The sequence below is a fragment of the Pseudomonas sp. GW821-FHT07G06 genome, assembly GCF_058986625.1.
Genome location: NZ_JBYSVW010000004.1, coordinates 284,368 through 308,078, shown reverse-complemented (window position 1 = coordinate 308,078; position 23,711 = coordinate 284,368). Strand labels below are relative to the sequence as shown.

General features: G+C 62.2%; 21 protein-coding genes. 10 read left to right on the top strand and 11 right to left on the bottom strand.

Features of this window, described 5'->3' with window-relative positions:
• The first annotated feature begins 40 nt into the window (after nt 1-40).
• Nucleotides 41-1,054: a sensor domain-containing diguanylate cyclase gene (locus AC3WJW_RS10465; protein WP_493725941.1), complete on the top strand. Its 1,014-nt coding sequence runs from the start codon at nt 41-43 to the stop codon at nt 1,052-1,054.
• Nucleotides 1,055-1,058: 4 nt separating this feature from the next.
• Here AC3WJW_RS10465 and msrA read toward each other — a convergent pair whose 3' ends face one another.
• The 3 genes from msrA to msrB are packed head-to-tail and all read right to left on the bottom strand — an operon-like array spanning nt 1,059 to nt 4,121.
• Nucleotides 1,059-1,766, bottom strand: a complete 708-nt coding sequence (gene msrA / locus AC3WJW_RS10460) for a peptide-methionine (S)-S-oxide reductase MsrA (protein ID WP_493725940.1) — start codon at nt 1,764-1,766, stop codon at nt 1,059-1,061.
• Nucleotides 1,767-1,796: 30 nt separating this feature from the next.
• The gene (locus AC3WJW_RS10455) at nt 1,797-3,569 is read right to left on the bottom strand and encodes a cytochrome c biogenesis protein DipZ (RefSeq protein ID WP_493725939.1); all 1,773 of its coding nucleotides are present in this window, start codon (nt 3,567-3,569) and stop codon (nt 1,797-1,799) included.
• A 33-nt stretch (nt 3,570-3,602) separates the two neighbouring features.
• A complete protein-coding gene (gene msrB / locus AC3WJW_RS10450; RefSeq protein WP_493725938.1) occupies nt 3,603-4,121 on the bottom strand; it encodes a peptide-methionine (R)-S-oxide reductase MsrB in 519 nt (172 codons plus the stop codon).
• A gap of 280 nt (nt 4,122-4,401) precedes the next feature.
• On the opposite strand from msrB, the gene AC3WJW_RS10445 reads away from it, so the two are divergent.
• Together AC3WJW_RS10445 and AC3WJW_RS10440 are read left to right on the top strand one after the other, a co-directional pair.
• Nucleotides 4,402-5,121: a response regulator transcription factor gene (locus AC3WJW_RS10445; RefSeq protein ID WP_258684129.1), complete on the top strand. Its 720-nt coding sequence runs from the start codon at nt 4,402-4,404 to the stop codon at nt 5,119-5,121.
• The gene (locus tag AC3WJW_RS10440; RefSeq protein ID WP_493725937.1) at nt 5,118-6,638 is read left to right on the top strand and encodes a sensor histidine kinase; all 1,521 of its coding nucleotides are present in this window, start codon (nt 5,118-5,120) and stop codon (nt 6,636-6,638) included. Before AC3WJW_RS10445 ends, AC3WJW_RS10440 begins: the two co-directional genes overlap by 4 nt.
• A 138-nt stretch (nt 6,639-6,776) precedes the next feature.
• Here AC3WJW_RS10440 and AC3WJW_RS10435 read toward each other — a convergent pair whose 3' ends face one another.
• From AC3WJW_RS10435 to AC3WJW_RS10420, 4 genes are all read right to left on the bottom strand, one after another.
• Nucleotides 6,777-7,532 carry a class II aldolase/adducin family protein gene (locus tag AC3WJW_RS10435; RefSeq protein WP_493725936.1) on the bottom strand — a complete coding sequence of 252 codons (756 nt, stop codon included), beginning with the start codon at nt 7,530-7,532 and terminating at the stop codon, nt 6,777-6,779.
• A complete protein-coding gene (locus tag AC3WJW_RS10430; RefSeq protein ID WP_493725935.1) occupies nt 7,529-8,479 on the bottom strand; it encodes a CobW family GTP-binding protein in 951 nt (316 codons plus the stop codon). Before AC3WJW_RS10430 ends, AC3WJW_RS10435 begins: the two co-directional genes overlap by 4 nt.
• The gene (locus AC3WJW_RS10425) at nt 8,476-10,224 is read right to left on the bottom strand and encodes an amidohydrolase (protein ID WP_493725934.1); all 1,749 of its coding nucleotides are present in this window, start codon (nt 10,222-10,224) and stop codon (nt 8,476-8,478) included. The genes AC3WJW_RS10430 and AC3WJW_RS10425 overlap by 4 nt, the downstream gene beginning before the upstream one ends.
• An 81-nt stretch (nt 10,225-10,305) precedes the next feature.
• Complete coding sequence (locus AC3WJW_RS10420) at nt 10,306-11,910, bottom strand: 5-guanidino-2-oxopentanoate decarboxylase (RefSeq protein ID WP_493725933.1); 1,605 nt, start codon at nt 11,908-11,910, stop codon at nt 10,306-10,308.
• Nucleotides 11,911-12,176: 266 nt separating this feature from the next.
• Between AC3WJW_RS10420 and AC3WJW_RS10415 the strand changes: the two genes are divergently transcribed.
• The 7 genes from AC3WJW_RS10415 (at nt 12,177) to AC3WJW_RS10385 (ending at nt 20,105) form a co-directional block, all read left to right on the top strand.
• Nucleotides 12,177-13,082, top strand: a complete 906-nt coding sequence (locus AC3WJW_RS10415; RefSeq protein WP_493725932.1) for a LysR substrate-binding domain-containing protein — start codon at nt 12,177-12,179, stop codon at nt 13,080-13,082.
• Nucleotides 13,083-13,382: 300 nt separating this feature from the next.
• On the top strand, nt 13,383-14,474 hold the full coding sequence (locus AC3WJW_RS10410; RefSeq protein WP_493725931.1) for an ABC transporter ATP-binding protein: 1,092 nt from the start codon (nt 13,383-13,385) through the stop codon (nt 14,472-14,474).
• A 90-nt stretch (nt 14,475-14,564) separates the two neighbouring features.
• On the top strand, nt 14,565-15,677 hold the full coding sequence (locus AC3WJW_RS10405) for an ABC transporter substrate-binding protein (RefSeq protein WP_218501122.1): 1,113 nt from the start codon (nt 14,565-14,567) through the stop codon (nt 15,675-15,677).
• 10 nt (nt 15,678-15,687) lie between these two features.
• A complete protein-coding gene (locus tag AC3WJW_RS10400) occupies nt 15,688-16,560 on the top strand; it encodes an ABC transporter permease (RefSeq protein WP_095965821.1) in 873 nt (290 codons plus the stop codon).
• Nucleotides 16,561-16,567: 7 nt separating this feature from the next.
• A complete protein-coding gene (locus AC3WJW_RS10395) occupies nt 16,568-17,395 on the top strand; it encodes an ABC transporter permease (protein WP_493725930.1) in 828 nt (275 codons plus the stop codon).
• Nucleotides 17,396-17,606: 211 nt separating this feature from the next.
• Nucleotides 17,607-18,311 (top strand): hypothetical protein, encoded by a 705-nt coding sequence (locus AC3WJW_RS10390; RefSeq protein ID WP_493725929.1) that lies wholly within the window; start codon nt 17,607-17,609, stop codon nt 18,309-18,311.
• A 363-nt stretch (nt 18,312-18,674) separates the two neighbouring features.
• On the top strand, nt 18,675-20,105 hold the full coding sequence (locus AC3WJW_RS10385; RefSeq protein ID WP_493725928.1) for an aminotransferase-like domain-containing protein: 1,431 nt from the start codon (nt 18,675-18,677) through the stop codon (nt 20,103-20,105).
• 101 nt (nt 20,106-20,206) lie between these two features.
• Here the strand turns inward: AC3WJW_RS10385 and AC3WJW_RS10380 are convergent, their stop codons facing one another.
• The 4 genes from AC3WJW_RS10380 to AC3WJW_RS10365 all read right to left on the bottom strand — a co-directional run bounded on the left by AC3WJW_RS10380 (nt 20,207) and on the right by AC3WJW_RS10365 (nt 23,701).
• Nucleotides 20,207-21,007, bottom strand: a complete 801-nt coding sequence (locus AC3WJW_RS10380; RefSeq protein ID WP_493725927.1) for an N-acyl homoserine lactonase family protein — start codon at nt 21,005-21,007, stop codon at nt 20,207-20,209.
• Between the two features lie 14 nt (nt 21,008-21,021).
• Nucleotides 21,022-21,981, bottom strand: coding sequence for a diiron oxygenase (locus tag AC3WJW_RS10375; protein WP_493725926.1), 960 nt, complete (start codon nt 21,979-21,981; stop codon nt 21,022-21,024).
• 67 nt (nt 21,982-22,048) lie between these two features.
• The gene (locus tag AC3WJW_RS10370; protein WP_493725925.1) at nt 22,049-22,807 is read right to left on the bottom strand and encodes a TauD/TfdA family dioxygenase; all 759 of its coding nucleotides are present in this window, start codon (nt 22,805-22,807) and stop codon (nt 22,049-22,051) included.
• Nucleotides 22,808-22,828: 21 nt separating this feature from the next.
• Nucleotides 22,829-23,701: a branched-chain amino acid aminotransferase gene (locus tag AC3WJW_RS10365; protein WP_493725924.1), complete on the bottom strand. Its 873-nt coding sequence runs from the start codon at nt 23,699-23,701 to the stop codon at nt 22,829-22,831.
• Nucleotides 23,702-23,711: the final 10 nt, after the last annotated feature.

Genomic DNA, 23,711 nt, shown 5'->3' with positions numbered 1-23,711 from the left:
TAATCTGCTGACAGGCGAGTCACTGGCAAGGAGAGCTCAGATGGGCGAAGCATCGAATATCGAACCGTTGAAGTTCAATGTCGAAGACATGAGCGACGGCATGCTGCACACCATTCTCGAGCTGGTCAGCGACGGCATTTGGGACTGGAACGCCAACACCGGTTTCGTCTACCGCACGGCGCGCTGGTACGAGATGCTCGGCTATACGCCTCACTCTCTGGACAACAACGTGCTGACTTGGGAAAACGTCATCCATCCCGATGACTACCCACGCGTCATGGCCCTGTTTGACGACTACCTGAGCCAGCGTGCCTGCGGTTATCAGGCCGAATATCGCTGCCGCATGCAGGACGGCAGCTACTTGTGGATAGAAGACCGCGGCCACATCCTGGCGCGCAATGCCGATGGTTCGGTAGCACGGATGATTGGCGCGCACCGCAGCATTGAAGACAAGCGCCAACTGTTCGAGGCGCTCGAACGACGCAATCACTCCCTGGAGGCGTTGATCGAAGAACGCACTCAGGAGTTGTCACGGGTCAATCACCAATTGCAGCTGCAGCTCGAAGAAAACCGCAAGCTGGCGCAAACCGATGCGCTGACCGCCGTTGCCAATCGCTATCGACTCGAACAGGTCCTGCCCCAGGCCTGCGACCGCGCCCAGCGCTTTCGTGAACCCCTGTCCTTGATCGCCATGGACATCGACGACTTCAAGACCATCAACGATCACTACGGCCATGCCTTGGGCGATGCCGCGCTGGTGCATGTGGTCGAGAACGTCAAACGCTTCGTGCGCGAGGGCGACCTGCTGGCCCGTTGGGGCGGCGACGAGTTCATCATGACGCTGCCCAACACCCCGTTGGCCGAAGCCCGGACCCTCGCCGAGAAGATCCGCCACGGCCTTGCGGACTTGCTGCCCGTGGGAGACTTTCAGGTGACCATGAGTTTCGGCGTGGTCCAGCGCTTTGAGGAAGAACAGCAGACTGGCCTGATGGCACGGGCCGATCAGGCGCTGTACCGCTCGAAAATCGCCGGCAAGAACGTGATCTCGGGATAACCCCTTACCTCCCCGCCTTCACCAGCACCGGTTGCTCCTGATAGCGATCCGGGTACAGCTGCTTGAGCTGCGCCACTTTCGGTAGATCGTTGATGACGATGTAGGGATAGGTCGGATGTTCAGTGAGAAAGTCCTGATGTTCCTCCTCCGCCGGGTAGAAGCCGTTGTAGCTTTCCAGCCGGGTCACGATTGGTTTGTTGAACGACTTGGCAGCGTCGAGCTGGGCAATGTAGGCCTGGGCGACTCGTTGCTGTTCGCTGCTCCTGGTAAAGATCGCCGAACGATACTGGGTACCGGTGTCCGGTCCCTGGCGATTGAGCTCGGTCGGGTTGTGCGCCACCGAGAAGTAGATTTGCAGCAAGGTGCCGTAGCTGACCTGAGCGGGATCGAAAGTGACTTCGACCGACTCCGCATGGCCGGTATTGCCGTCGCTGACGCGCTCGTATCGTGCGGTATCGGCCGCCCCGCCCGCGTAACCGGAGACGGCGTTTTTCACGCCTTTGACATGCTGGAACACCCCTTGGACACCCCAGAAGCAGCCGCCGGCGAACACGGCGGTTTCGCTGCGGGCCTGGGTGGTTTCGTCGAGGGCCGGCGGTGGAATGACCACCGCTTCTTCGGCACCACCAAAGGAGAAGGCCGAGCATTGGCTGATGATGCCGGCAGCGGCCAGCCCCAACAATGTACGGCGCCAGGTGAACAGGGTTTTCATGAAATGGACTCCTGAAAAAAACAAGGGCAATCAGCCGAAGGTAAAGGCGTAGGCCGATGCGCCCGGATCAAGAAACTCGATGCTGAAGGTCCGGTCTTGCACACCACCGCTCTGGCGCACCAGTTGATACAAACGCTGCTCGGTCACGGTGCCGCTGCCATCGGGGGCCACGTCCATACCGTGGTCGTCACCCGGTGCCCTGCCATCGATCAGCACCTTGAAGCGCACCGGCTTGCCATCGACGCCGGGGCCCAGCACCAGATGCAAGTCACGGGCGTGGAAGCGGTAGACGATGCGGCTGTCCGTTGTGCTGGCGGTGGCTCGCTCAGAGCCGACATGCCACTGACCGCCCAGGCTCCAGTCGTTGAGCGCCAGTTGTGCAGGCGGGTTGTAGGTGGCGACCTTGTCCGGTACCAGCGCGGTTTGCGGCACGAAATGCTCGGCACGCTGGTAGCCGACATAGGTTTCCGGCGACTGCACTTCGCTGCTGTCCGGCGCCATTTGCACGCCATCGGCCTTGGCCTCGATCAGCCCGTCCGACACCTTGCCGCCCGCCTCACGCAGCAGTTGCTGGATGACCCGCTCCGACTCGGCGTAGGCGCCTTCGCCGAAGTGGTGATATCGAATACGGCCCTGGGCGTCGGCAAAGTAATGTGCCGGCCAGTACTCGTTGTTGAAGGCGCGCCAGATCTTGAACTCGTTATCGATGGCCACCGGGTAGTGGATGCCCAGGTCCTTCATGGCTTTGGTGACGTTGTTGACGTCACGCTCGAAGGCAAATTCCGGCGCATGCACGCCGATCACCACCAGGCCCTGATCGCGATACTTCTCGGCCCAGGCTTTCACATAGGGCAGCGAGCGCAGGCAGTTGATGCAGGAGTAGGTCCAGAAATCCACCAGCACCACCTTGCCTTTCAAGGCCTGGGCATCGAGGGGTGGCGAGTTGAGCCATTGCACGGCGCCCTCCAGTGGCGGCAGGTTGCCCTCAACCGACAAGGTGCCCGGGGATTTCTCGGCCACTTGCACCGCGCCCCCGGTAGTCGAGTTCTGCGCCATCATCGCCCCGCTGTTACTCGGTAACTTTCCGGAAAGTTTCTCCACCAACGCTTGCTCGATACCGCCGGTAGACGCCGTGGAAAACCGCGCCAGAATCCCCGTGTCCAGCCCCAGGGCAATCGCCGCCACGCCGGCCAGCATCGCCGCGCCCAGGCCGCGACGGAGCCATTCGCCCGCGCCGATCGAGCGTTTCATCGCCGTGAAAACCTTGCCGCCCAACAGCAACGCCAGCGCGAGGGAAGTGGCAGCCCCCGCGGCATAAGCCAACAGCAAAAAGGTGGTCTGGATGCTCGCGCCTTGCAACGCCGCACCGGTCAGCAGCAGGCCCAGGATCGGCCCGGCGCAAGGTGCCCACAGCAGGCCGGTGGCGACGCCTATCAGGAACGAGGCACCGGGACGTGGCCGCGCATCGGCGCCCGCCGCTTCCGACAATCGACTGCCCGCTGCCACCAGCGGCCGGGTCAGGCGTTCAGCCAACTGCGGCAGCAGCAACGTGAGACCGAACAAAGCAACGAACACCAGCGCCAGCCAGCGCCCGTACTGATTGAGCTGCACCACCCAGCCACCGCCCACCGCGGCCAATGTGGCAACCAGCGCGAAGGTCAGCGCCATCCCGACCAGCAGCGGCAATCCACTTTTGACGAAGGGTTGGCCGGTGCGGGCGAAGACAAACGGCAACACCGGCAGAATGCACGGGCTGACAATCGTCAGCACACCACCGAGATAAGCGAGGACCAGCAGCCACATGGCGTTTACCTGCAAAAAGTGAGTGGAAGGGAATCACACCGTCTTCGGCACGAATTTCATCGCCAGGCCGTTCATGCAGTAGCGCAGGCCGGTGGGCTTCGGGCCGTCATCGAAGACATGGCCCAGATGCCCGCCACAGCGCCGGCAGTGCACCTCTTCGCGGACCATGCCGAACGCACGGTCCTGACGGGTCGCCACGGCCTTGTCCAGCGGTGCCCAGAAGCTCGGCCAACCGGTGCGGCTGTCGAACTTGGTGGCCGAGGAAAACAGCGGCAGGTCGCAACCGGCACAGGCGAAAGTACCGTCGCGGTGCTCGTTGTTCAGCGGGCTGCTGTAGGCCCGTTCGGTGCCCTCCTCGCGCAGGATGTCGTACTGTTCGTCGCTGAGGATCGCGTGCCATTCGCTGTCGCTGTGGGTCACTTCGAACGCCTCGGCTGCGCTGGCCTCACTGATCAAGGCCGAGCCTGTGGAAAACTTCGGCAACAGGCCGATCGCCAGGGCTGCAACGCCCAACCCGCCGCCCGCCAGAAGAAATTGCCGTCGTGAAAACATGCTCGCCTCCAAAATTCCAGGGGTGTTTCATGCAACACAGCCTAGGCTTTGGGTGATCGCCAAATCCTCACGGGAAGTTAAACAATTCGTGATAACTCGGCCCCCGAAAAACCCGCACAATGGGTATGCCCTTAAATGACTTCACTGACTTCACTGTAGGAGCTGCCGCAGGCTGCGATCTTTTGATCTTGATCTTTAAAAACAGGATCAAAAGATCGCAGCCTGCGGCAGCTCCTACGGTGAGTGGCATTACGCACAATGCGCTGAAGGATTGACCTGGATGGAACAGACCAAACGCGTCCTCGTGGTCGAGGACGACCAGCACATCGCCGACCTGATCTGCCTGCATCTTCGCGATGAGCAGTTCGAGGTGGTGCACAGCGCCGATGGCGATGAAGGCATGCGCCTGCTGCAGCAAGGCAACTGGGATGCACTGGTCCTCGACCTGATGCTGCCCGGTGTCGACGGCCTGGAAATCTGCCGCCGCGCCCGGGCCATGGCGCGCTACACGCCGATCATCATCACCAGCGCGCGCTCCAGCGAAGTGCACCGCATTCTCGGCCTCGAACTGGGCGCCGACGACTACCTGGCCAAGCCCTTTTCCATGCTCGAGCTGGTGGCCCGGGTCAAGGCGTTGCTGCGCCGGGTCGATGCCATGGCGCGCAACCTGAAGATGGACGCCGGCAGCCTGCTCACCGACGGCCTGGCGATCGACCCGATCACCCGCGAGGTGTCCCTCGACGGACGTCGCCTGGACCTCACGCCCCGGGAGTTCGACTTGCTGTACTTCTTCGCCCGCCAACCCGGCAAGGTGTTTTCGCGCATGGACCTGCTCAACGCCGTGTGGGGCTACAGCCACGAAGGCTACGAGCACACGGTCAACACCCACATCAACCGCCTGCGCGCCAAGATCGAGACCGATCCGGCGCAGCCCGTACGCATCCTCACTGTGTGGGGCCGCGGCTACAAATTCGCCACCGGGGAGGAGCCGCAGCCATGAGGCTGACCCTGACGCAACGCCTGTCCCTGGTGTTCGCCGTGCTGCTGCTGGTGTGCTGCGGCACGTCGGCGTGGATGCAGGTGCGCTCCAACCAGATGCATGAACAGGAAGTGGTGCAAGGCTTGTCCCGCGACCTGGCGCAGCACATCGCCAGCGACACGGTGCTGATGGACACCCAGGGCCTGATGCCCAATGCCGTGCGCGATTTGTTCAGCAAGCTGATGCAGGTCAACCCCAGTGTCGAGGTGTACCTGCTCGACACCGAGGGCAAGATTGTCGGCAGTGCCGCGCCCGAGGGCCGGATCCGTCGGGAGCGGGTCGACCTCGCGCCGATCCAGCGCCTGCTGCGGGGCGATCCGCTGCCGATTCCCGGCGACGACCCGCGCAGCGTCGATGTGCGCAAGGTGTTCAGCGCAGCACCGCTGAAGGTGGATGGCAAGCCGGTGGGCTATCTCTACGTGGTGCTGCTCGGTGAGGATCACGACCGCCTGGCCGAACGCGGTGCAACCAGCGCGGCGCTCAACACAGCGCTGCTGTCCATCGGCCTGGTGGCATTGCTGTGCCTGATTGCCGGCCTCACCGCATTTGCCCTGATCACCCGGCCGTTGCGGCGCTTGACCGAAACCGTGAGCCAGTTCGACATCGATGGCGTACCGGTCACGCCGGCCCTCCCCGTCGCGGTGGAAAAAGCCGCCAGCCACGATGAAATCGCCGTGCTCGATGCCGCGTTCCGGCAGATGCAGGCCCGCCTGGGCGAACAATGGCGTTCGTTGACCCGCCAGGACCAGGAGCGCCGCGAACTGGTGGCGAACATCTCCCACGACTTGCGCACGCCGCTGGCCTCGCTGCACGGCTATCTGGAAACCCTGTCGCTCAAGGACGCCACGCTCTCCCCTGCCGACCGCCGTCGCTACCTCGGCATCGCCCTGGACCAGAGCCGCAAGGTCGGTGGTCTGGCGCAGTCGCTGCTGGAACTGGTGCGGCTGGAACACGGCTTCGTGCAACCGGTGCTGGAGCGTTTTTCCCTGACCGACCTGGCCCAGGACATCTTCCAGAAATTCGAACTCACCGCCGAAGCGCGCCAGGTCGAACTCAAGGCCACGTTCGCGCCAAACATCTCGGCGGCCTGCGCGGATCTCGGGTTGATCGAGCGGGTGCTGACCAACCTGTTCGACAATGCCCTGCGCCATACACCGCCAGGTGGAGACATCGAGCTGGGCCTGCGCCCGCAAGGGTCATTCATCGAAGTCACGGTCAGCGACACCGGCCCGGGCATTGCCCCGGAACTGCGCGAAGGTTTGTTCCTGCGCCCGTTCAACATCGGCGGCGCACGGCGTGATGGCGGGCTGGGGCTGCGGATCGTGCATCGCATCCTGCAATTACACGGGCGCGAGATTCAGTTGATCGATGTGCCGGGGCGGGGGGCGACCTTTCGGTTTTCGTTGCCGATCGATGAAGAGACAGCGTCGGCGTTGGCGGTGCGGTCGATGAACCTCAATACTCCGAGGCAGGCCTGACAGACCGAGGTGCCTGCATCGCGAGCAAGCACGCTCCCACAGGGTTTTCGGGTGTTCACAGATTTTGCGTACACCCACTAACCCTGTGGGAGCGAGCTTGCTCGCGATGAGGCAGGCACAAACAACCCGAGATTCCGATCAGTCCCGATACCCCGGCGCCACACGATCCAGCATTCGCAACAACGCCGCCCACGCCAGTTGCATGGCATCCGGATCGTTCAACTCGCCCTCATCCAACGGCCGCCCCGGATCATTGAACTGCCGCTCGGTGTGCGCGCAGACCTCGTGCGACGGTAGAACAACTTCACCGGCAGCCTGCGCCGCCAATTGAATGTCGCAAGCCTTTTCCAGGTAATACATACGCATGAACGCCTGCCCTACCGTCTCGCCCACCGTCAGCAAGCCATGGTTGCGCAGCATCATCACCGGCTTGTCGCCCATGTCCGCCACCAGCCGTTGTTGCTCACTCAAGTCCAGCGCTACGCCTTCATAATCGTGATAAGCGACGCGACCGTAGAACTCCATGGAAATCTGGTTCACCGGCAACAACCCGCACTTCAACGCCGCCACCGCGCACCCGGATTTGGTGTGAGTGTGCAGCACGCACTGCGCGTCTTCCCGAGCGCCATGGATCGCACTGTGAATCACGAAACCCGCCGGGTTGACCGGGTACGACGATGGCTCCACAGCGTGGCCATCGAGGTCGATCTTCACCAGGTTCGACGCGGTGATTTCGTCGAACATCAGCCCGTAAGGGTTGATCAGAAAGTGATGCTCCGGCCCCGGAATGCGCACCGAGATGTGGGTGAAGATCAAATCGGTCATGCGAAAGTGCGCAATCAGGCGGTAGCAGGCCGCTAACTCTTCACGCAGACGTTGCTCTGTCGATGTCATACCCCGGCAACCTCTTTCACAGTGCAATCTTCCAGCCCTTGCCCCAATGCCTCCCAGCCATCGAAATCCCGGCGAGCGATGAATACCAGGCGTGTGGCGTTGGTATGAGCGTCATCCAGTGCCGGCAGAAACTGACTGCGGGTGCCGACATGTTGCAGCCAGTGCGCCGTGCTGCTCGGCGTCAGCAGCACCAGGCCTTTGACCCGGAATACATCGCTGGGCAGCGCCCTCAACCAGCCACGCAAGCACTCGACATCGAGGGCCGCGTTGCTCTGCCACAACCAGCTGCTGAACATCTCGCCGTGATCGCCATCGGACACCCGGGTCAGCGGTTTCTGGGCCCGAGGCTCAAGGTCCAGATCGGTATCCAGCCACAACGCATCGGGCAACTCGGCTTGCACACTTTCATGCACACGCGTCCGGGCGCCCAGTGCATCGCGCAACGCCTGCAACTGCGCCTCATCGACCAGATCGGTCTTGTTCAGCAACAGCAGGTCGGCAGCGGCCACCTGCGCCCGAGCCAGGCGCGCGTATTCACCGTCGAGTTGCAGATGGCGGGTGGCGTCGACCACGGTGATGACCATGTCCAGTTGCATCTGGCTGCGCAGTTGCGGGTAGGCCAGGGTTTGCACGATGCGCTGCGGGTCGGACACACCGCTGCACTCGATGACGATGCGCTCCAACCTTGGTTCAAGCTGCGCCAGGCTGGCGAGTTGCGCCAGCAGGTCTTCCTGCACCGTGCAGCAGATGCAGCCGTTTTGCAGGCTGTACACCGCGTCGGTGACTTCGGAAACGATGGCCGCATCAATGTTCAGCTCGCCGAAATCGTTGACGATCACCGCCAGCCGACTGCCTTCGGCACGGCGCACCATGCGGTTGAGTAGTGTGGTTTTACCGGCACCGAGAAAACCCGACACCACGGTCACGGCGATACGTGGGGAAGTCATTCTGCCTTGCCCTCCAGCACCGGTGGTTCGCCTTGCCAGACGGCTTTGAGGCCGACGGTTTCCAGCGTTGAGTGGCGGTCGTAGACCAGTTGCCCTTCAACGAAGGTCAGCAGCACCTGGGTCTTGTGGATGTAGTTGCGTGCCGGTGCAGCGAACAGGTCACGGTCGATGACGATCAGGTCCGCCGACTTGCCCACTTGCAGGCTGCCGGTGCTGTGCTCCAGGCCCATGGCCACGGCACCGTTGCTGGTGATCACGGTCAGCGCCTGTTCGAGGCTGATCGGGTCACCGAAGCAGGCCGGGTCGTCGTTCCACGGGTTCTGCCGGGTGATCATGGTTTCCAGCGCCAGCCACGGGTCGATGGACGCCACCGGCCAGTCGGTGCCCATCACCGCAGTGCCACCGGCGGCGAGCACGCCTTTGAAATCGTAGATGCGCTTGAGGCGTTCCTGGCCGTATCCGGAACGTGCGCCGCTGGCGAACGGCGTCGGGTACCAGGCGGCCGGGGAAAACTCGGCGATGACATTCAGTTCCTTGAAGCGCGGCAGGTTGCCGGGGTGCAGCAAGGTGCTGTGGGCGCACTGGTGGCGTACACCGCTGAAACCGTTGCGACGACGGGCCTCGGCCACGGCATCGAGGAACACGTCGGAGGCGCCGTCGCCGGTGCAGTGGGCGATCACGCGGATGCCCTTGCGGTCCATGTCCACCACCATGTCGGTGATGTGTTCCGGGGTCAGGTTGAGCTTGCCGCGCCAGCTCGATTCCTGCGGCCACGGGGTCAGCAGGTACGAAGACTTCGGCTCCACGGTGCCGTCGAAGTGGAACTTCACCGCGTTGGCGCTCAGGCGCGCGCTGCGGTAATAGTGACGCTCACCGGCCAGCAGCTCCCAGCGACGACGCACCGGGAAGATGTCGTCCTGCCAACTGATCGCCGCTTCGATGCGCACCGTCAGTTCGCCGCTGTCGTCGAGTTCCTTGAGGGCCTGCAAACGCTGTTCGCAGACGTGCACGTATTTGCTCGCCGTGACGCCGCGCGAACTCTGGAAGTGCACGCCATCGCGGTAGGCGCGGCGCAGCACGCTGACCGGTGTCGGTGGCATCGCGGCGTGGATCATCGCGTAGGCACCGTCGATCATCAGGCCGGTGGGTTCGCCGCTCAGCTCGTCACGCTCGAAATAGCCATTGCGTGGGTCGGACGTGTGGCGGTCGATGCCGGCCAGCTCCAGGGCCTTGGAGTTGACCATCATGGTGCCCCACATGCGGTCGAGCAGTGCCACCGGGCGGTCCGGCATGACGCTGTCGAGCCACTCGCGGCCCGGGGTCAGGCCGGCCTCGCGGAAGGTGTAGCGCACCCAGTACTGGCCGTAGATCCAGCCGTCGCCAGGATGACTGTCGGCATAGGCGAGGATGCTTTCGCGCAACTGTTCCGGGGTCGGGTCTTCGATGCCGACGTCGAGGTCATCGGCGTAGCGCGGCGCCAGCGCGAGGTCGGGGTGCGTGTGCATGTCGTGCAGGCCCGGCATGCAAAATGCGCCTTGCAGGTCGTGCACGCGGGTGTTCGGGCCCTTGAACATCTCGATCTGGCCGAGGCCGGCGACTGCGATCAACTTGCCGTCGCGGATGGCCACGGCCTCGGCCCACGGGTTGGCCGGGTCCTGGGTGTAGATGCGACCGTTGGCCAGGATCAGGTCGGCGTAGGTCCCCTGCACGGAATGGGTAGAGGAAAAGTTATCGGACTCAGCCATGTAAGCCACCTTTGAGTTCAGGAGATTGAAAGGTCGGCCGGACGTTGTGCGTGTCGGCGACCTGAAAAAATTGTTGTTGTTTTAGTCAGCCAGAAACATTGCGGCGTCGACCTCGATCATCACCGGCTCATCGCTGCTGCCGAGTTGTCCCAGCAGCTCGCGCAAGCCGCCCAGGTCGCGTGCCCGGTGATGGCTGACGTGGCAGCTTTGCGCGAGGGCGGCGAAGTCCGGCGTGAGGATGTCCACCCCCAGCAACGGCACCGCCTTGGCGTTCATGTAGTCGCGGATTTCGGCATAGCTGCTGTTGTTCCACAGCAGCAGGATCACGCCGACGCCGGCCTCTTTGGCGGCGATCAGTTCGGCGCTGGAAAACTGCAAGCCACCATCGCCGACCAACGCCACCACCGGGCGCAAGGGTTGGGCCAGCTTGGCGCCAATGGCGGCGGGCAAACCGTAGCCGAGGGTGCCGTAGCCGCTGCCGGCGTTGAACCAGCTGTTGGGGGTTGGCGCCCGGTAGCCGAGGGCGCCCTGGTACACCGGTTGGGTCGAATCGCCGACGATCAGTGGCTGCGGCAAGTGATCGCGCAGCGTATCGAGCAGCGCTTGCATACGGGATTGTCTGGCGCTCCAGCCGGCGTGCTCGAGGGCGTTGACCTTGCTCACTCGCTCAGCCGCCCAGGCTGGATCGGCCTGGCGCTGCGGCAGGCGATCGAGCAACAACAGCAAGCCTTGACCGGCATCTCCCAGCAAGCCAACCGTGGCCGCTTGTACGCCGAGTATTTGCATGGGATCGATGTCCAGGCGAATCAGCGGTGCCTTGAACTGCACAGGGCCAAGACCGAAAAAGTCGTAGTCGGTTTCCCCCAGCTCTGTGCCGACGGCCAGCACCAGGTCGGCCTCGGCAAACAGTTCGCGACCATGGGTCGAGGACTGCACACCGTCGAGCAATAATGGATGTTCGGGGGCCAGTAAACCGCGGGCGTTGGTGGTCAGCGCCACGGGGGCCTGCAGGCGTTCGGCGAGTGCGGTCAGGGCCTCACTGGCCCGGCGCGCACCGCCACCGGCGAGAATCAACAGACGCTTGGCGTTGTTGATCAGGGCCACGGCGTCATCGATGGCTTCCGGCGCCGGGACCGGCGCGGCCGGCAATGAACGCGCACGCAGGTCCAGCCCGTCGGCAGACATCTCCAGCACATCCAGCGGAATCTCGATGTGCACCGGACGCGGCCGCGTACAGCCAAACAAGGCAAAGGCCCGTGCCAGCACTTCCGGCAATTGCGACGGATGTTGCAGCGTATGGCTGAAGGCGCAGACCCCGGCGACCAGCGCGCGCTGATCCGGCATTTCATGCAGGTGACCATGGCCCAGGCGCAGGTGTTCGCGACGGTTGCAGGTGGAAATCACCAGCATCGGCACCGAGTCGGCATAGGCCTGGCCCATGGCGGTGATGATGTTGGTCATGCCCGGTCCGGTGATGATGAAGCACACCCCGGGCTTACCGCTGGCACGGGCATAACCGTCGGCCATGAACCCGGCGCCCTGCTCGTGGCGCGGGCTGATGTGCTTCAGGCGACTGCCGTGCAGGCCACGATACAACTCGACGGTGTGCACGCCGGGAATGCCGAAGACGGTTTCAACACCATAGCCTTCCAGCAACTGAACGAGCGCCTCGGCACAACGGGTCATGCAGCACCTCTTGGATAAGGGGCCAGCTCGGCCCAACGACGAATGGGGCTAGTATTGTTGAATCAACCGATACAACAATCGATTTTTTTTGGCCTGACTGTTCGATTTACGTCACCATATAAGAGAGCTGTGGCGAGGGAGCTTGCTCCCGCTCGGCTGCGCAGCGACCGCAATGGTGGGGGCCGCTGCGCGCCCCAGCGGGAGCAAGCTCCCTCGCCACAGGGGTTCAGCGTTTGCCTGTTTCTCAACTTTCAACGGGATGATTTATGCGTTTTCCTTCGATGACAGCCCTTCGTGCGCTGGATGCGGTTGCCCGTCTGGGCAGCGTGTCGGTCGCGGCCCGTGAACTGAACCTGACTCGCAGTGCCATCAGCCACCAGATCAGCAAGCTTGAGGAGTGCGTCGGTTTCGCCCTGACCGAGCGCATTGGCCGAGGCATCGGCCTGACGTATCAGGGCGAACGCTATGCGCGGGAAGTGCACGGGATTCTGTTGAACCTGCTCGACGCCGGACAGTTGGTCGACGACCAGGAAATCTCCGGGCGGCTATGCGTCAGTTGCGCGCCGGGGTTCGCCACCTATTGGTTGTGTCACCACATCGGTGCTTTTTTGCGGCAGTACCCGCAAGTGCAGTTGCAACTGGTTTCCCCGCGCACGCCGGACGACACCAACAACCACAACGTCGACCTGTTCATCGCCTACGGGATTGGCGACTGGCCGGAAATGAATGTTGAAGAGATTGTGGCTTTGCGCTTCTTCCCGGTGTGCAGCCCGCGGCTGATCAACGCCTTGGGCGGCCTGAAAAGCCCGCAGGAACTGAGCAGCTACCCCTTGCTGCACATGACCGACTACTCGGACTGGCGCGTGTGGCTGACCGCCGCGGGGGCTTCCGGGGTCAATGCGACGAGCGGCATCCTGTTCTCCGATGCGCACTGCGCCCAATCCGCGTGCATTGCCGGCCAGGGCATCGCCATCGGTGACAACCTGATCAGCGGTGATGCGTTATCCAAGGGTTTGCTGGTGCGCCCGTTCGACATCACCATCGATTTGCACCGTGGCTACTACCTGGCGGCAGACCCGCAAAAGGCCGACCGCGCCGTGGTCCAGGCCTTCAGCAACTGGGTCAAGACCCAGCTGCAATCATCCCGCCAGACCTGGCAGGACACCCTGTAAAAGCTCACTGAATTCCCCTGTGGGAGCGAGCTTGCTCGCGATGAGGCCACCACAGTCACCTTTGATGTCGCCTGATAATTCGCTATCGCGAGCAAGCTCGCTCCCACAGGGTAGAAGCTCTATTGCGGGGCCTCTGACCGATGCGGAATACGCAGCTTATTTGTTCAATAAAACTAACCAATACGAGCAAAATAATTCCATTGATGTAGCGATATTTTTAACAATAATAAGCCCAAAGCCCATTTCGGATTCGCATCCGTCCTCGTACGTCTTATGGGCAATAAAAAGAGGAACCTCATTGTGTCCAGCCGTTCAGCGATCCAGCTCAGCGCTCAAGGTATCAGCCAGTATTACGGCCGTTTCGCGGCGCTGGATAACGTCGATCTCGACGTTCGCCAAGGTGAATTTCTTACCCTGCTGGGTCCGTCCGGCTCGGGCAAAACCACCTTGCTGATGATTCTGGCCGGCTTCCTCAGCCCGACCTCGGGCAAGCTGATGGAGCAAGGCGTCGACATCATCCGGCGCTCCGCCGAGAAGCGGAACTACGGCATGGTGTTCCAGGGTTATGCGCTGTTCCCGCACATGAGCGTGGCCGACAACGTGGCCTACCCGCTGCGCATCCGCAAAGTCCCCGTTGAAGAACGTAATCGTCGGGTCAAGCACATCCTCGAAGTGGTCGGCCTCAGTGCGCATATGCACAAGAAGCCCGCCGAGATGTCCGGTGGTCAGCAGCAGCGCGTGGCGATTGCCCGGGCGCTGGTGTTCGAGCCGGAACTGCTGCTGCTCGACGAGCCACTGTCGGCACTGGACAAGAACCTGCGCGAACAACTGCAAACCGAGCTGCAACGCATCCACCGTCAGGTCGGCACCAGTTTCGTGTTCGTCACCCACGACCAGAACGAAGCGTTGGCGCTGTCCTCGCGCATCGCGATCTTCAACCACGGCAAGCTGACCCAGGTCGACACCCCGGAAAATATCTACAACCGCCCCGAGAGCCGTTTCGTCGCCGAGTTCCTGGGCAAGATGAACCTGTTCCCGCTGGACAACCTGACCCGCAACGGCCAGAACGCCAGCGGCCGCTGCGGCACCAGCGTATTGCATGCCCAGGCGCCGAACGCACTGAGTGCGGCACCGATCGTGCTGGCCGTACGCCCGGAGCACATGGAATTGCACAGTGAGTGCCCGACCCGGGACGGCTACAACGTGATGCCCGCGCAACTCACCGACAAGGTCTATCAAGGCTCCAGCACCCACCTGTCACTCAAGGTCGGCGGCGACACGCTGCCGATCAACCTGTCCGTACCCGGCAATCACCCGGGCGCGTCGATGCCCAGCGGCGCGCCGGTGTGGCTGAGCTGGCCGGTGCAGCAAAGCTTCCTGCTTCAGGCCTGAACCCCCAAAAAACTGCGTCACAAAGCTCTCTTCCAATGACAACAAAAAGGCCGGTGCCCACGCAGGCACCTGCCGACTGAGGACTTGCCCATGCGCCAGGATCACCAACAAGACTGCATCGAAGTGCTTATCGACAAGGCCCGCGACGGTCAGATCAACCGCCGCACCTTCATTCAGGCCATGGGCCTGCTGGCCGCGGTGCCATTGGCGCTGCGCAGCGGCATCAGCTGGTCGGCGGACAAGCCGCTGGTGGTGGTCAACTGGGGTGGCGACGCCCTGAACGCATTCCGTTCGGCATGGACCGACACCTTCACCAAGAACACCGGCATCCAGGTGCGCATCGACGGTGCCGGCCCGACCGAAGGGGCAATCCGTTCGCAGCTGGCAAGCGGCCAACCGAGCTGGGACGTGGTCGACGTCGAGAGCTACAGCGCCATCGTGCTGGGCCGGGAAAAGATCCTGCAGCCACTGGACTACAACACCATCAAGCGCGATCAGGTAGCCCCGGCGCTCTCCTCCGACTTCGGCATCGCCAGCTACCAGTTCAGCTACGTGATGGCCTGGGACAGCGAAAAATTCGGTGAAAACGGGCCCAAGACCTGGGCCGATTTCTGGGACGTGAAGAAATTCCCCGGCAAGCGCACGCTGTACAAGTGGATGAACGGCATGCTCGAAGCGGCGTTGCTCGCCGACGGCGTTCCGGCTGACCAGCTGTACCCGCTGGACGTGCCACGGGCCCTGAAGAAGATCGACGAGATCAAGCCTCACGTCCTGTCGTTCTGGAGTTCGGGGGCCGAGAGCCAGCAATTGATGGTCGACGGCGAAGTGTCGGTGGGTGCGATCTGGCACACCCGCGCCAAGCTGCTCAGCGAAGACACCGACAATCGCGTGCGCTGGAGCTTCGACAACGGCTTCATCAACTCCAGCAGTTGGGCGGTATTGAACGGCAACCCGGGCGGCACTCAACCGACCATGCAGTTCATCCAGCAAGCCTTGCAGCCTGAAGGCCAGCTCAAGCTGTTCGAACTGCTGGGCAACGGGCCTTCCAACAGCGCCACGGAGAAGCTGATGTCGGCCAAGCAACTCGAAGCCAACTGCGCCTCTGAAGAAAACCTGAAAAAGCAGATCGCTCTCAACGCCCAGTGGTACGCCGACAACTACTCCAAAGCCCTGGAAGAGTACCTGACGCGGCTGTCCAAGTGAGCCTGAGACCATGACCACCACCCTGACCTCGACCCTGACCGCCCCCAAGCCCCGCTTCAGCTCGCCGGGCCTGGAGCGCGGCCTGCTGCTGTTTCCGCTGCCGGTGTTGCTGCTGGTCTTCTACGTGCTGCCGTTCCTCGGCGTGGTCGGCTGGAGCTTCTCGCTGCCGACGCCGGGCATCGAGCAGTACCAGCGCATCGCCACGGACCCGGCGATCCACGAAATGCTCTGGCGCACCTTGCGTCTGTGCCTGACCGTCAGTGGCCTGGCCTTGATGATCGGTTACCTGCTGGCCTACTGCTGGGTGTTCAGCCCGCCGTTCTGGCAGCGCGTGGTGGAGATCTGCATCTTCATTCCGTTCTGGATTTCCGTGCTGGTGCGGGCTTTCGGCTGGTTGATTGCCCTGCGCAGCAACGGCGTGCTCAACAACGGCCTGATGGGCATGGGGCTGATCGACCAGCCGCTGCAACTGAGCCGCAATGAGATAGGCGTGGTCATCGGCATGCTCCACGTGATGATCCCGTACGCGGTGTTCCCGCTGCTGTCGACCATGCGTCAACTCGACCAGCGTGTGCTCATGGCCTCGCGCGGCCTCGGGGCCGGTGCCTTGCGCACCTTCTGGCAAGTGCTGCTGCCGCAGACCCTGCCGGGCATTCTGGGCGCGTTCATCATGGTTTTCGTGTTCTGCCTGGGCTTCTTCATCACCCCGGTGCTGTTGGGTGGCGGGCAAACGGTGATGATCGCCGAGTACGTGTTCCTGCAAATGTTCCAGACCAGCAACTGGGGCCTGGGCGCGGCACTGAGCGTGGTGTTGCTGGCCCTGGTCAGCGCGCTGATCTGGGTGCTGTTGAAAATGACCCGCGTCAACCGACTGGTAGGCTGAGATCACTATGAATACCCATCGCACAAGCCTGAGTACGCGGCTGTTGGCCGTGGTCGCCATGGCCTTCATGCTGTTCCCGCTGCTGACGGTCATTCCGGTGTCGTTCACCAGCAAGCGCTTCCTGTCGATGCCCGAAGGCAACTGGTCGCTGCGCCACTACGAAGCACTGGTGAGCAACCCGGACTGGGCCCACGCCATCAGCCAGAGCCTGACCATCGCCTTCGCCACCAGCGTCATCGCCACCTTGCTGGCCGCGAGTTTCAGCCTCGGCATCTGGTACATGCGCTCGAAATGGGCCACGGCCCTGATCGGCCTGGTGCTGTTGCCGATGGCGATCCCGCCGGTGATTTCCGCGCTGGTGCTGTACTTCATGGAGACCAAGCTCGGTCGCTTCGCCCCCGGCATGGGCTACGACACCCTGACCGGCGTGGTGATTGCCCACGTGATCATGGTGGTGCCGTACGGCGTAGTGACCATGCTGGTAGCCCTCAGCCAGATCGACCGGCGCATCGAACTGGCCTCGCGCAACCTTGGCGCCAGCCTGATGCAGACCACGTTCATGGTGATCCTGCCGAACCTGAAACTGGGTCTGGCCTCCACCGCGTTGTTGGGGTTTGCCCTGTCCTGGGAAGAAGTGGCGGTGACGCTGTTCATCACCAGCGTCAACGTCGACACCCTGCCCAAGCGCATCTGGAGCGGCTTGCGCGATAACGTCGACCCGAGCGTCGCGGCAATCTCGGTGTTGCTGATCTCGCTGACGTTGCTGGTGTTGATCGGACGGCTGGTGGTTCAGCATCTGGCGGATAAACGGGCGCAGAAACTCCTGCATCCGTAACTGAATACGCGCCCCTGTAGGAGCTGCCGCAGGCTGCGATCTTTTGATCTGAAAAAAACAAGATCAAAAGATCGCAGCCTGCGGCAGCTCCTACAGGGGCTTCGTCTATTGGGCCGTGACAACGCGGTCCCGGTCCAATAGATTAGGCGGCCTGAAAAAGCCGCCGGGCTTTCTCGCCCCTATTCAAGCTGAAAAAAGTAGTGAAATTTCAATGTCCGATTCCAACACCGCTGAATCCGTAGTCACCTTGTCGTCCAAAGCGGAATACGAAAACTCCATCAATCTTTCACAACACGTACCCCAGGCGAAAACCATCAGCGAGATGGTGCTGGACGCGTTCCAGTCCACCCGCGAAAGTGACCAGATCCGCGAACTGCGCGCCGCCATTCGGCAGGCCCACGACAGTTTCGACGACGACAAGGCCTATGAACTGATGGGCCAGCTCAAGCAACTCAAGGACGCCGAAGCCGCCGACATCGCCGCGCTGGAAGACCTGAGCAGCAAGTTCCCGATCAGCCGCATCCTCTCCAGCTTCAAGGACGACCCGGCGTTCCAGGAAATCGTCTACGGCCTGGCCCTGAAGGTGCTGAACCAGACGCACCAGGCCATCAGCAACCCGAGCGGCGGCAAGAGCAAGGCCGCCAAGGCCAAGAAAGAAGTCGAAGTGTTCACCATCAGCAAGGACGGCATCAGCGTCACCCTGCCGCTGCGCACCCCGCGCTCGCGCCTCAGCGTCGACCGTGAAGCCCTGGAGTTCCTCGGTTTCACCTTCGTTGGCGAAGGCGAAGAGGCGGAACTGGAAAGCGAGACGTTCCTGGACAACAGCGGCGCCGAGCAAGCGGTCAACCGCAAGAACATCATCACCGCCCTGCAACAGCAGACGGCGTTCGATGGGTACAGCATCGCTGCGCAGTAATACTTGCAGGTGTGTAGAGGGGGCTTGCCTGTGGCGAGCGAGCTTGCTCGCGCTGGGCTGCGAAGCAGCCCCAAAACCTGTCATCACATCTTTTCAGGCGCACCGCATTCACCGAGTTTACGACGGCTTCGCCGTCGAACGGGAGCAAGCTCCCTCGCCACAGGTCACTCACTGACTCAAATAAGAGCCCTGCCCTAGCGCAGGGCTTTTTATTGCCCGTGATTCGGGCAAAACCGCGATTACTCTTCCAGTATCGACGCAGAACAACACTTCCCTTCACCCATGAGCACCACGGGTCCGCCTGCGGGGAGCGTCAACTCACTTTCCAGCCCAGACCTCGGTGGTGCAACTGCTGAGGTCATCATGAACACGACCCCTTTGTATCGCCAATTGGCCAATCACTATCTGGACGCTATCCGCAGCGGCATCTTGAAAACCGGTGAGCGCTTGCCCTCGATCCGCCTGATGATGGAAAAACACGCCGTCAGCCTCTCGACCGCAGTGCAGGTGTGCCGGGAACTGGAAGACTGCGGCGTGCTGGAAGCCCGACCGCGTTCCGGCAACTACATTCGCCAGCCCGACACCTTGCCCAGGCCCGCCCCGGTTGCCTCCGCGCCAGCGCTGGATACCAGCGCCTATGTCGGCATTCATCAACAGGTCTCGACGGTGCTCAAGGCCAGTCAGCGCGCAACGATCAAGGTCAATTTCGCCAGCGCCTACTGCGCGCCGGAGCTTTATCCGCTGAAGACCCTGCAAGACAACATGATCAAGTCACTGCGCTACGACACCTGCCTGCTCGGCGCCGCGGGCTCGACCTGCGGCAACAGTGCATTGCGCCACCTCCTGGCGCGGCGGGCGCTGGCCAGCAAGACCCACCTGGCCCCCGAACGGATCGTGATCACCAACGGCGCCACCGAAGCGATCAACCTGGCCTTGCGTGCGGTCACCCGTCCCGGCGACACCGTGGCCGTGGAGTCGCCGACCTTCTACGGTCTGCTGCAAATTCTCGAAAGCCTGAGCCTGCGGGTACTGGAAGTCCCGGCCTCGGCCCACACCGGGCTCAATCTGGCGGCCCTGGAGCTGCTGCTGCAGGGCCCCGAACAGATCAAGGCGTTGATCGTCATTCCCAACCTGCAAAACCCGCTGGGCAGCATCATGCCCGACGCCAACAAGGCACGGCTGGTGAAACTGTGCGCCGAATACGACACCGTGCTGATCGAGGACGACACCTACGGCGACCTGGTGGACACCGAGCAGCCGCTGTCCACGCTCAAACATTGGGACCGCACCGACAATGTGATCTATTGCGCCTCGCTGAACAAAACCCTGGCACCCGGCATGCGCCTGGGCTGGATCAGCGCCGGGAAATGGCACGACCGTGTGGAGATGCTCAAACACACGCAGTCGCGGGGGTGCGAGCTGATATCGCAACTGGCGGTCAGCGAATTCATGCGCACACCGTCTTATGAACGTTACCTGCGACGGTTGAGGAAAACCCTGACCGTACAACGCGAGCAGATGAGCACGGCGATCGCCCGCTATTTTCCCATCGGCACCAGCGTGACTCATCCGCAAGGCGGTACGTTGTTATGGGTGGAATTGCCTCGCCGGCATTCATCCATGGCGTTTTTTCACGAAGCGCTGAAGGTCGGCATCCAGATTTCCCCTGGGGATATCTTTTCCAACACCGAACGTTTCGATCACTTTGTGCGCATTGGCTGCGGCGCGCCGTATTCGCCACGGATCGATGAGGCCTTGGCGACCTTGGGCAACATTCTAAAAAACCAGTACTAACCACAATCCCCCCCCTGTAGGAGCTGCCGAAGGCTGCGATCTTTTGATCTTGAAAATCAAAAGATCGCAGCCTTCGGCAGCTCCTACAGGGGGTGCGGGATTTACCGGGGGGGTTGGTGCAGGCAAATGATATGCGGGTCGTCATTCCAGTGCGGGAAACGCTCGGCGATCAGCGGGTCGTGGCCGGGGATGACGTGGTCCTGGCCATCGGCCAGGCGGTCGATCTCGGTGAAGGCTTCGAGGGTTTGCGCCAGGTCATCGAGGATCGGAAACGGACTGCGCTCACGAATGTTGACCCACAGGTGCGCGGCATCCGAGGCCAGTACAATCCAGCCGCGCTCAGTATTCACCCGCACCACCTGGCTGCCGGGCGTATGCCCGCCCACCGGATGCAAGGTCACACCGGGAAGCACCTCGACGACTCCACCGTGCAGACGCATCCGCCCTTCGAACAGCGGCGGCAGCGCCGACATCACGTCCTCGACTTCGTAGGTTTTGTTCACCGTGCGATGGGACATTTTCGGCCCGGTGCAAAAACGCAGTTCCGCTTCCTGCAAATGCACGGTCGCCTTCGGGAATAGCCCGAGGTTGCCGGCATGGTCCCAATGCAAATGGGTCAGGATCAGGTGTTCGACCCGGGCCGGATCGATGTCCAGCTGCCGCAGGGATTCCTCCGGCAGGCGGTACATCTGGCGATTGCGCCGGTCCGCCGTGGCCGGTTGGAAACAGGTGTCGACCACGATCACCTGCTGCTCGTTGCGGATGACCCAGAAGTAATAATCCAGCGGCATCGGCGCATTCGGATCACCGCAACAGGCGTCGTAGAGAAAATTCTCCCTGGCGGTGCGCTGGGCGTTTGCGCCGACACGGATGGCGAACACTTCGTACACAGGCGTGGACATGGACACCTCCGGGCTCAGGCGGCCGCCGTGGTTTTGAGGGTCGGACGGAAGTCGAAATCGATCTGCTCGCTGATGCCCAGGTCCTGTGCCAGTTTATGCAGGCCGCTGTAGTCGCGCATGATGGTCGCGCTCCTGTTGCTTTCGCGGGTGTCGGCAATGATCAACGCCGCCTCCTCGACCCCGAGCTGCGTCAGAATCGCCTCCCACATCGAGTAGTCCTGAGCGATAAAGGCACTCAGCGCCACCGACAGGTTACGTGCGAAAAATTCCCGCTGGGTCGGCTGCATATTGGCGTACATGACCTTCGCCACTTCAGCCAGCACCTTGCTGTGAGCGTATTCGTCGCGGTTGTGCTGCTCGGCCACCTGGCGGTTCTGCGGCTGGATGGTCTGGTCATCCGCCAGCAGGTCCAGATAGGCGTTGACGCTAATCTCGGCCACTACCGCAAAGGTGATTGCCGCCAGATCCCGCTGCCATTGCTCGCTCAGCTCTGCCTGCAAGGCCTTCAGGCGCAGGTAAGTGACGGACGGCGGCAGATCCAGATCCTGATCCAGCGCCCGCTCCAGCCTGGTCCGTTCGATGGCGCGCAGGTGCATCAGCGTGTGGTAGTGCTCGTCGATCAGGGTCTGTTGCATGGCCTCGCGAAAATGCCAGTCGTCCTTGCCCAGGTACTGATTGGCAATGACGCTGAGGGCCGGATTGACAATGTGTTCTTCGGCGGTGACGGTGCGCAGGTTGTAGCCGATCCAGCCCCAGGTCACCACGCTGCTTTTGAGCTCGTCACTCAAGGCCTGGAATGTCGGGTGATGGAAAAACGGCACCATGCACTCCGGGTAATCCGGGCGCAGCGGGTCGAACGCTTCAATGATCTGGGCCCTGTCCGGCGCACAAACGGAGGCGCGCCTGGTCCAGGCCTGGTTGAGCCGCACGATCAGTTGATGATCGACCTGGGCGATCTCGATTGCTGTTTGCATGACGCGATACCTGTAAGACGCGTACCCGCCAAGGGGTACGCCAAAAGAATGAAGGGCGCCGGAAAAATCAGGCCAGCCAATAGCGGGTCAGGTTGCGCGCCGGATCAGTGTAACGACTGCGGGCGTGAATCATCCGCCAGTTGTCCCAAATCAGCAGGCATCCGTCGGGAATCAGCACCGGAATGTTGTGCTCGACGAAGTACGCTTCGCCGAGCGCGGCAAACCTGGCCAGCGGCGAGGTGCTGTTGGCGACCAGGGATTGCTGCAGGGCGTCCCTGGACGGATTTACATCGCCGTAGTGAAACTGGTTGTAGCTGAAACGGAAAATATCCCCGTCCTCCGTAGGCGTGAGGATGTACTCCTTGACCCGCCGCTGGTCCGGTTCGCCCGGTTTGGCGGTGGCGACAAATTCTACCGGCGTGTCATCGAGCCATGCGCGCAGTTGCGGCTCGCTGCGTTCGAGGACGCGGAGAAATTCGTAGCCGTCCACCAAACCGGTGTGCCCGCCCCCGCACGTGGCCTGCTTATGGCAATGCAACGCCAGATAACGCGGCGGCGGCCCGTACACGGGCGCCTCGGTGTGCGGGCCAATGCCGTTCATGCTCTGGGAATATGGCAAGTCTTCGTAACCTGGCTTGCGAGTGATGGCAAAGGCCATCTGGCCGTTGAACTGCGGAATGATCGGACCGAACTCATGCAAGGTGCCTACGACATCATCGGCAAATTCTTCCGGGGTCAGCACAGTCCAGCCCAGCGTCGACAGCTCTTCATGACGATGGCCGAGCGAAATGTAAGGTTGAGACGCAACAATCCCTTGATCTGACATGGTGAGATTCCTGGCAGGTGATCAGGCGTTTACGGTTGAGGTGTAAGCGGCAATGAAGTCACGGCAGGCATCGCCCGGTCGGTAGCGCTGCTCGTCGATGCTCTGCACCGGGGTGATTTCGGCGGCGGTGCCGGTGAGAAAGCATTCATCGAAGTCGCCGAGTTCCGTAGGCAGAATCGTCCGTTCGACCACCTGATAATCCAGCGCCCTGGCCAGTTCGATCACGGTTTGCCGGGTGATGCCGTTGAGGAAACAATCCGGCAGCGGGGTGTGCAGCGTCCGGCCCTTGACGAAAAACACATTGGCGCTGGTGGCTTCGGCGACGTGGCCGCGCCAGTCGAGCATCAGCGCATCGTGGTAACCCGTGTTCTCGGCGTCGTGCTTGCTCAGCGTGGCGATCTGGTAATGCCCGGAAGCCTTGGCCTCGAACGGGCTGCTGCAGGGTGGCGGACGGCGCCAGCTCGCGGTTTTCAAGCGGATGCCGGCCATGCGCGCCGCCGGGTCGAAATAGCTCGGCCACTGCCAGCAGGCGATGGCCACGTGCACACGGTTGAAGCGCGCCGAGGTGGAGATCATTTCACTGCCGCGCCAGGCCACCGGGCGCAGATAACCCTCGACCACCTTGTTGCGTTGCAGCAGTTCATGGCTCGCCGCTTCCAGTTCGGCCAACTCATAGGGGATGGCAAAGTCCATCAGGTGCGCCGAGCGGTACAGCCGCTCGCTGTGCTCGCGCAGCTTGAATATCTTGCCGTTGTAGACCCGCTCACCTTCATACACGGTGCTCGCGTAATGCAGGCCGTGGGTCAGCACATGCAACTGCGCCCGGGACCACTCGACGAACTCGCCGTCGAGCCAGATGACACCCTCGCGCTGATCAAACGGGATACCGCTCATATCCATATCT

What these genes read in the sequence shown, in the direction of transcription:
- AC3WJW_RS10465 (WP_493725941.1), top strand. Translation starts at nt 41, where the DNA reads ATGGGCGAAGCATCGAATATCGAACCGTTGAAGTTCAATGTCGAAGAC.
- msrA (WP_493725940.1), bottom strand. Translation starts at nt 1,766, where the DNA reads ATGAAAACCCTGTTCACCTGGCGCCGTACATTGTTGGGGCTGGCCGCT.
- AC3WJW_RS10455 (WP_493725939.1), bottom strand. Translation starts at nt 3,569, where the DNA reads ATGTGGCTGCTGGTCCTCGCTTATCTCGGTGGTGTGCTGACGATTGTC.
- msrB (WP_493725938.1), bottom strand. Translation starts at nt 4,121, where the DNA reads ATGTTTTCACGACGGCAATTTCTTCTGGCGGGCGGCGGGTTGGGCGTT.
- AC3WJW_RS10445 (WP_258684129.1), top strand. Translation starts at nt 4,402, where the DNA reads ATGGAACAGACCAAACGCGTCCTCGTGGTCGAGGACGACCAGCACATC.
- AC3WJW_RS10440 (WP_493725937.1), top strand. Translation starts at nt 5,118, where the DNA reads ATGAGGCTGACCCTGACGCAACGCCTGTCCCTGGTGTTCGCCGTGCTG.
- AC3WJW_RS10435 (WP_493725936.1), bottom strand. Translation starts at nt 7,532, where the DNA reads ATGACATCGACAGAGCAACGTCTGCGTGAAGAGTTAGCGGCCTGCTAC.
- AC3WJW_RS10430 (WP_493725935.1), bottom strand. Translation starts at nt 8,479, where the DNA reads ATGACTTCCCCACGTATCGCCGTGACCGTGGTGTCGGGTTTTCTCGGT.
- AC3WJW_RS10425 (WP_493725934.1), bottom strand. Translation starts at nt 10,224, where the DNA reads ATGGCTGAGTCCGATAACTTTTCCTCTACCCATTCCGTGCAGGGGACC.
- AC3WJW_RS10420 (WP_493725933.1), bottom strand. Translation starts at nt 11,910, where the DNA reads ATGACCCGTTGTGCCGAGGCGCTCGTTCAGTTGCTGGAAGGCTATGGT.
- AC3WJW_RS10415 (WP_493725932.1), top strand. Translation starts at nt 12,177, where the DNA reads ATGCGTTTTCCTTCGATGACAGCCCTTCGTGCGCTGGATGCGGTTGCC.
- AC3WJW_RS10405 (WP_218501122.1), top strand. Translation starts at nt 14,565, where the DNA reads ATGCGCCAGGATCACCAACAAGACTGCATCGAAGTGCTTATCGACAAG.
- AC3WJW_RS10400 (WP_095965821.1), top strand. Translation starts at nt 15,688, where the DNA reads ATGACCACCACCCTGACCTCGACCCTGACCGCCCCCAAGCCCCGCTTC.
- AC3WJW_RS10395 (WP_493725930.1), top strand. Translation starts at nt 16,568, where the DNA reads ATGAATACCCATCGCACAAGCCTGAGTACGCGGCTGTTGGCCGTGGTC.
- AC3WJW_RS10390 (WP_493725929.1), top strand. Translation starts at nt 17,607, where the DNA reads ATGTCCGATTCCAACACCGCTGAATCCGTAGTCACCTTGTCGTCCAAA.
- AC3WJW_RS10385 (WP_493725928.1), top strand. Translation starts at nt 18,675, where the DNA reads ATGAACACGACCCCTTTGTATCGCCAATTGGCCAATCACTATCTGGAC.
- AC3WJW_RS10380 (WP_493725927.1), bottom strand. Translation starts at nt 21,007, where the DNA reads ATGTCCACGCCTGTGTACGAAGTGTTCGCCATCCGTGTCGGCGCAAAC.
- AC3WJW_RS10375 (WP_493725926.1), bottom strand. Translation starts at nt 21,981, where the DNA reads ATGCAAACAGCAATCGAGATCGCCCAGGTCGATCATCAACTGATCGTG.
- AC3WJW_RS10370 (WP_493725925.1), bottom strand. Translation starts at nt 22,807, where the DNA reads ATGTCAGATCAAGGGATTGTTGCGTCTCAACCTTACATTTCGCTCGGC.
- AC3WJW_RS10365 (WP_493725924.1), bottom strand. Translation starts at nt 23,701, where the DNA reads ATGAGCGGTATCCCGTTTGATCAGCGCGAGGGTGTCATCTGGCTCGAC.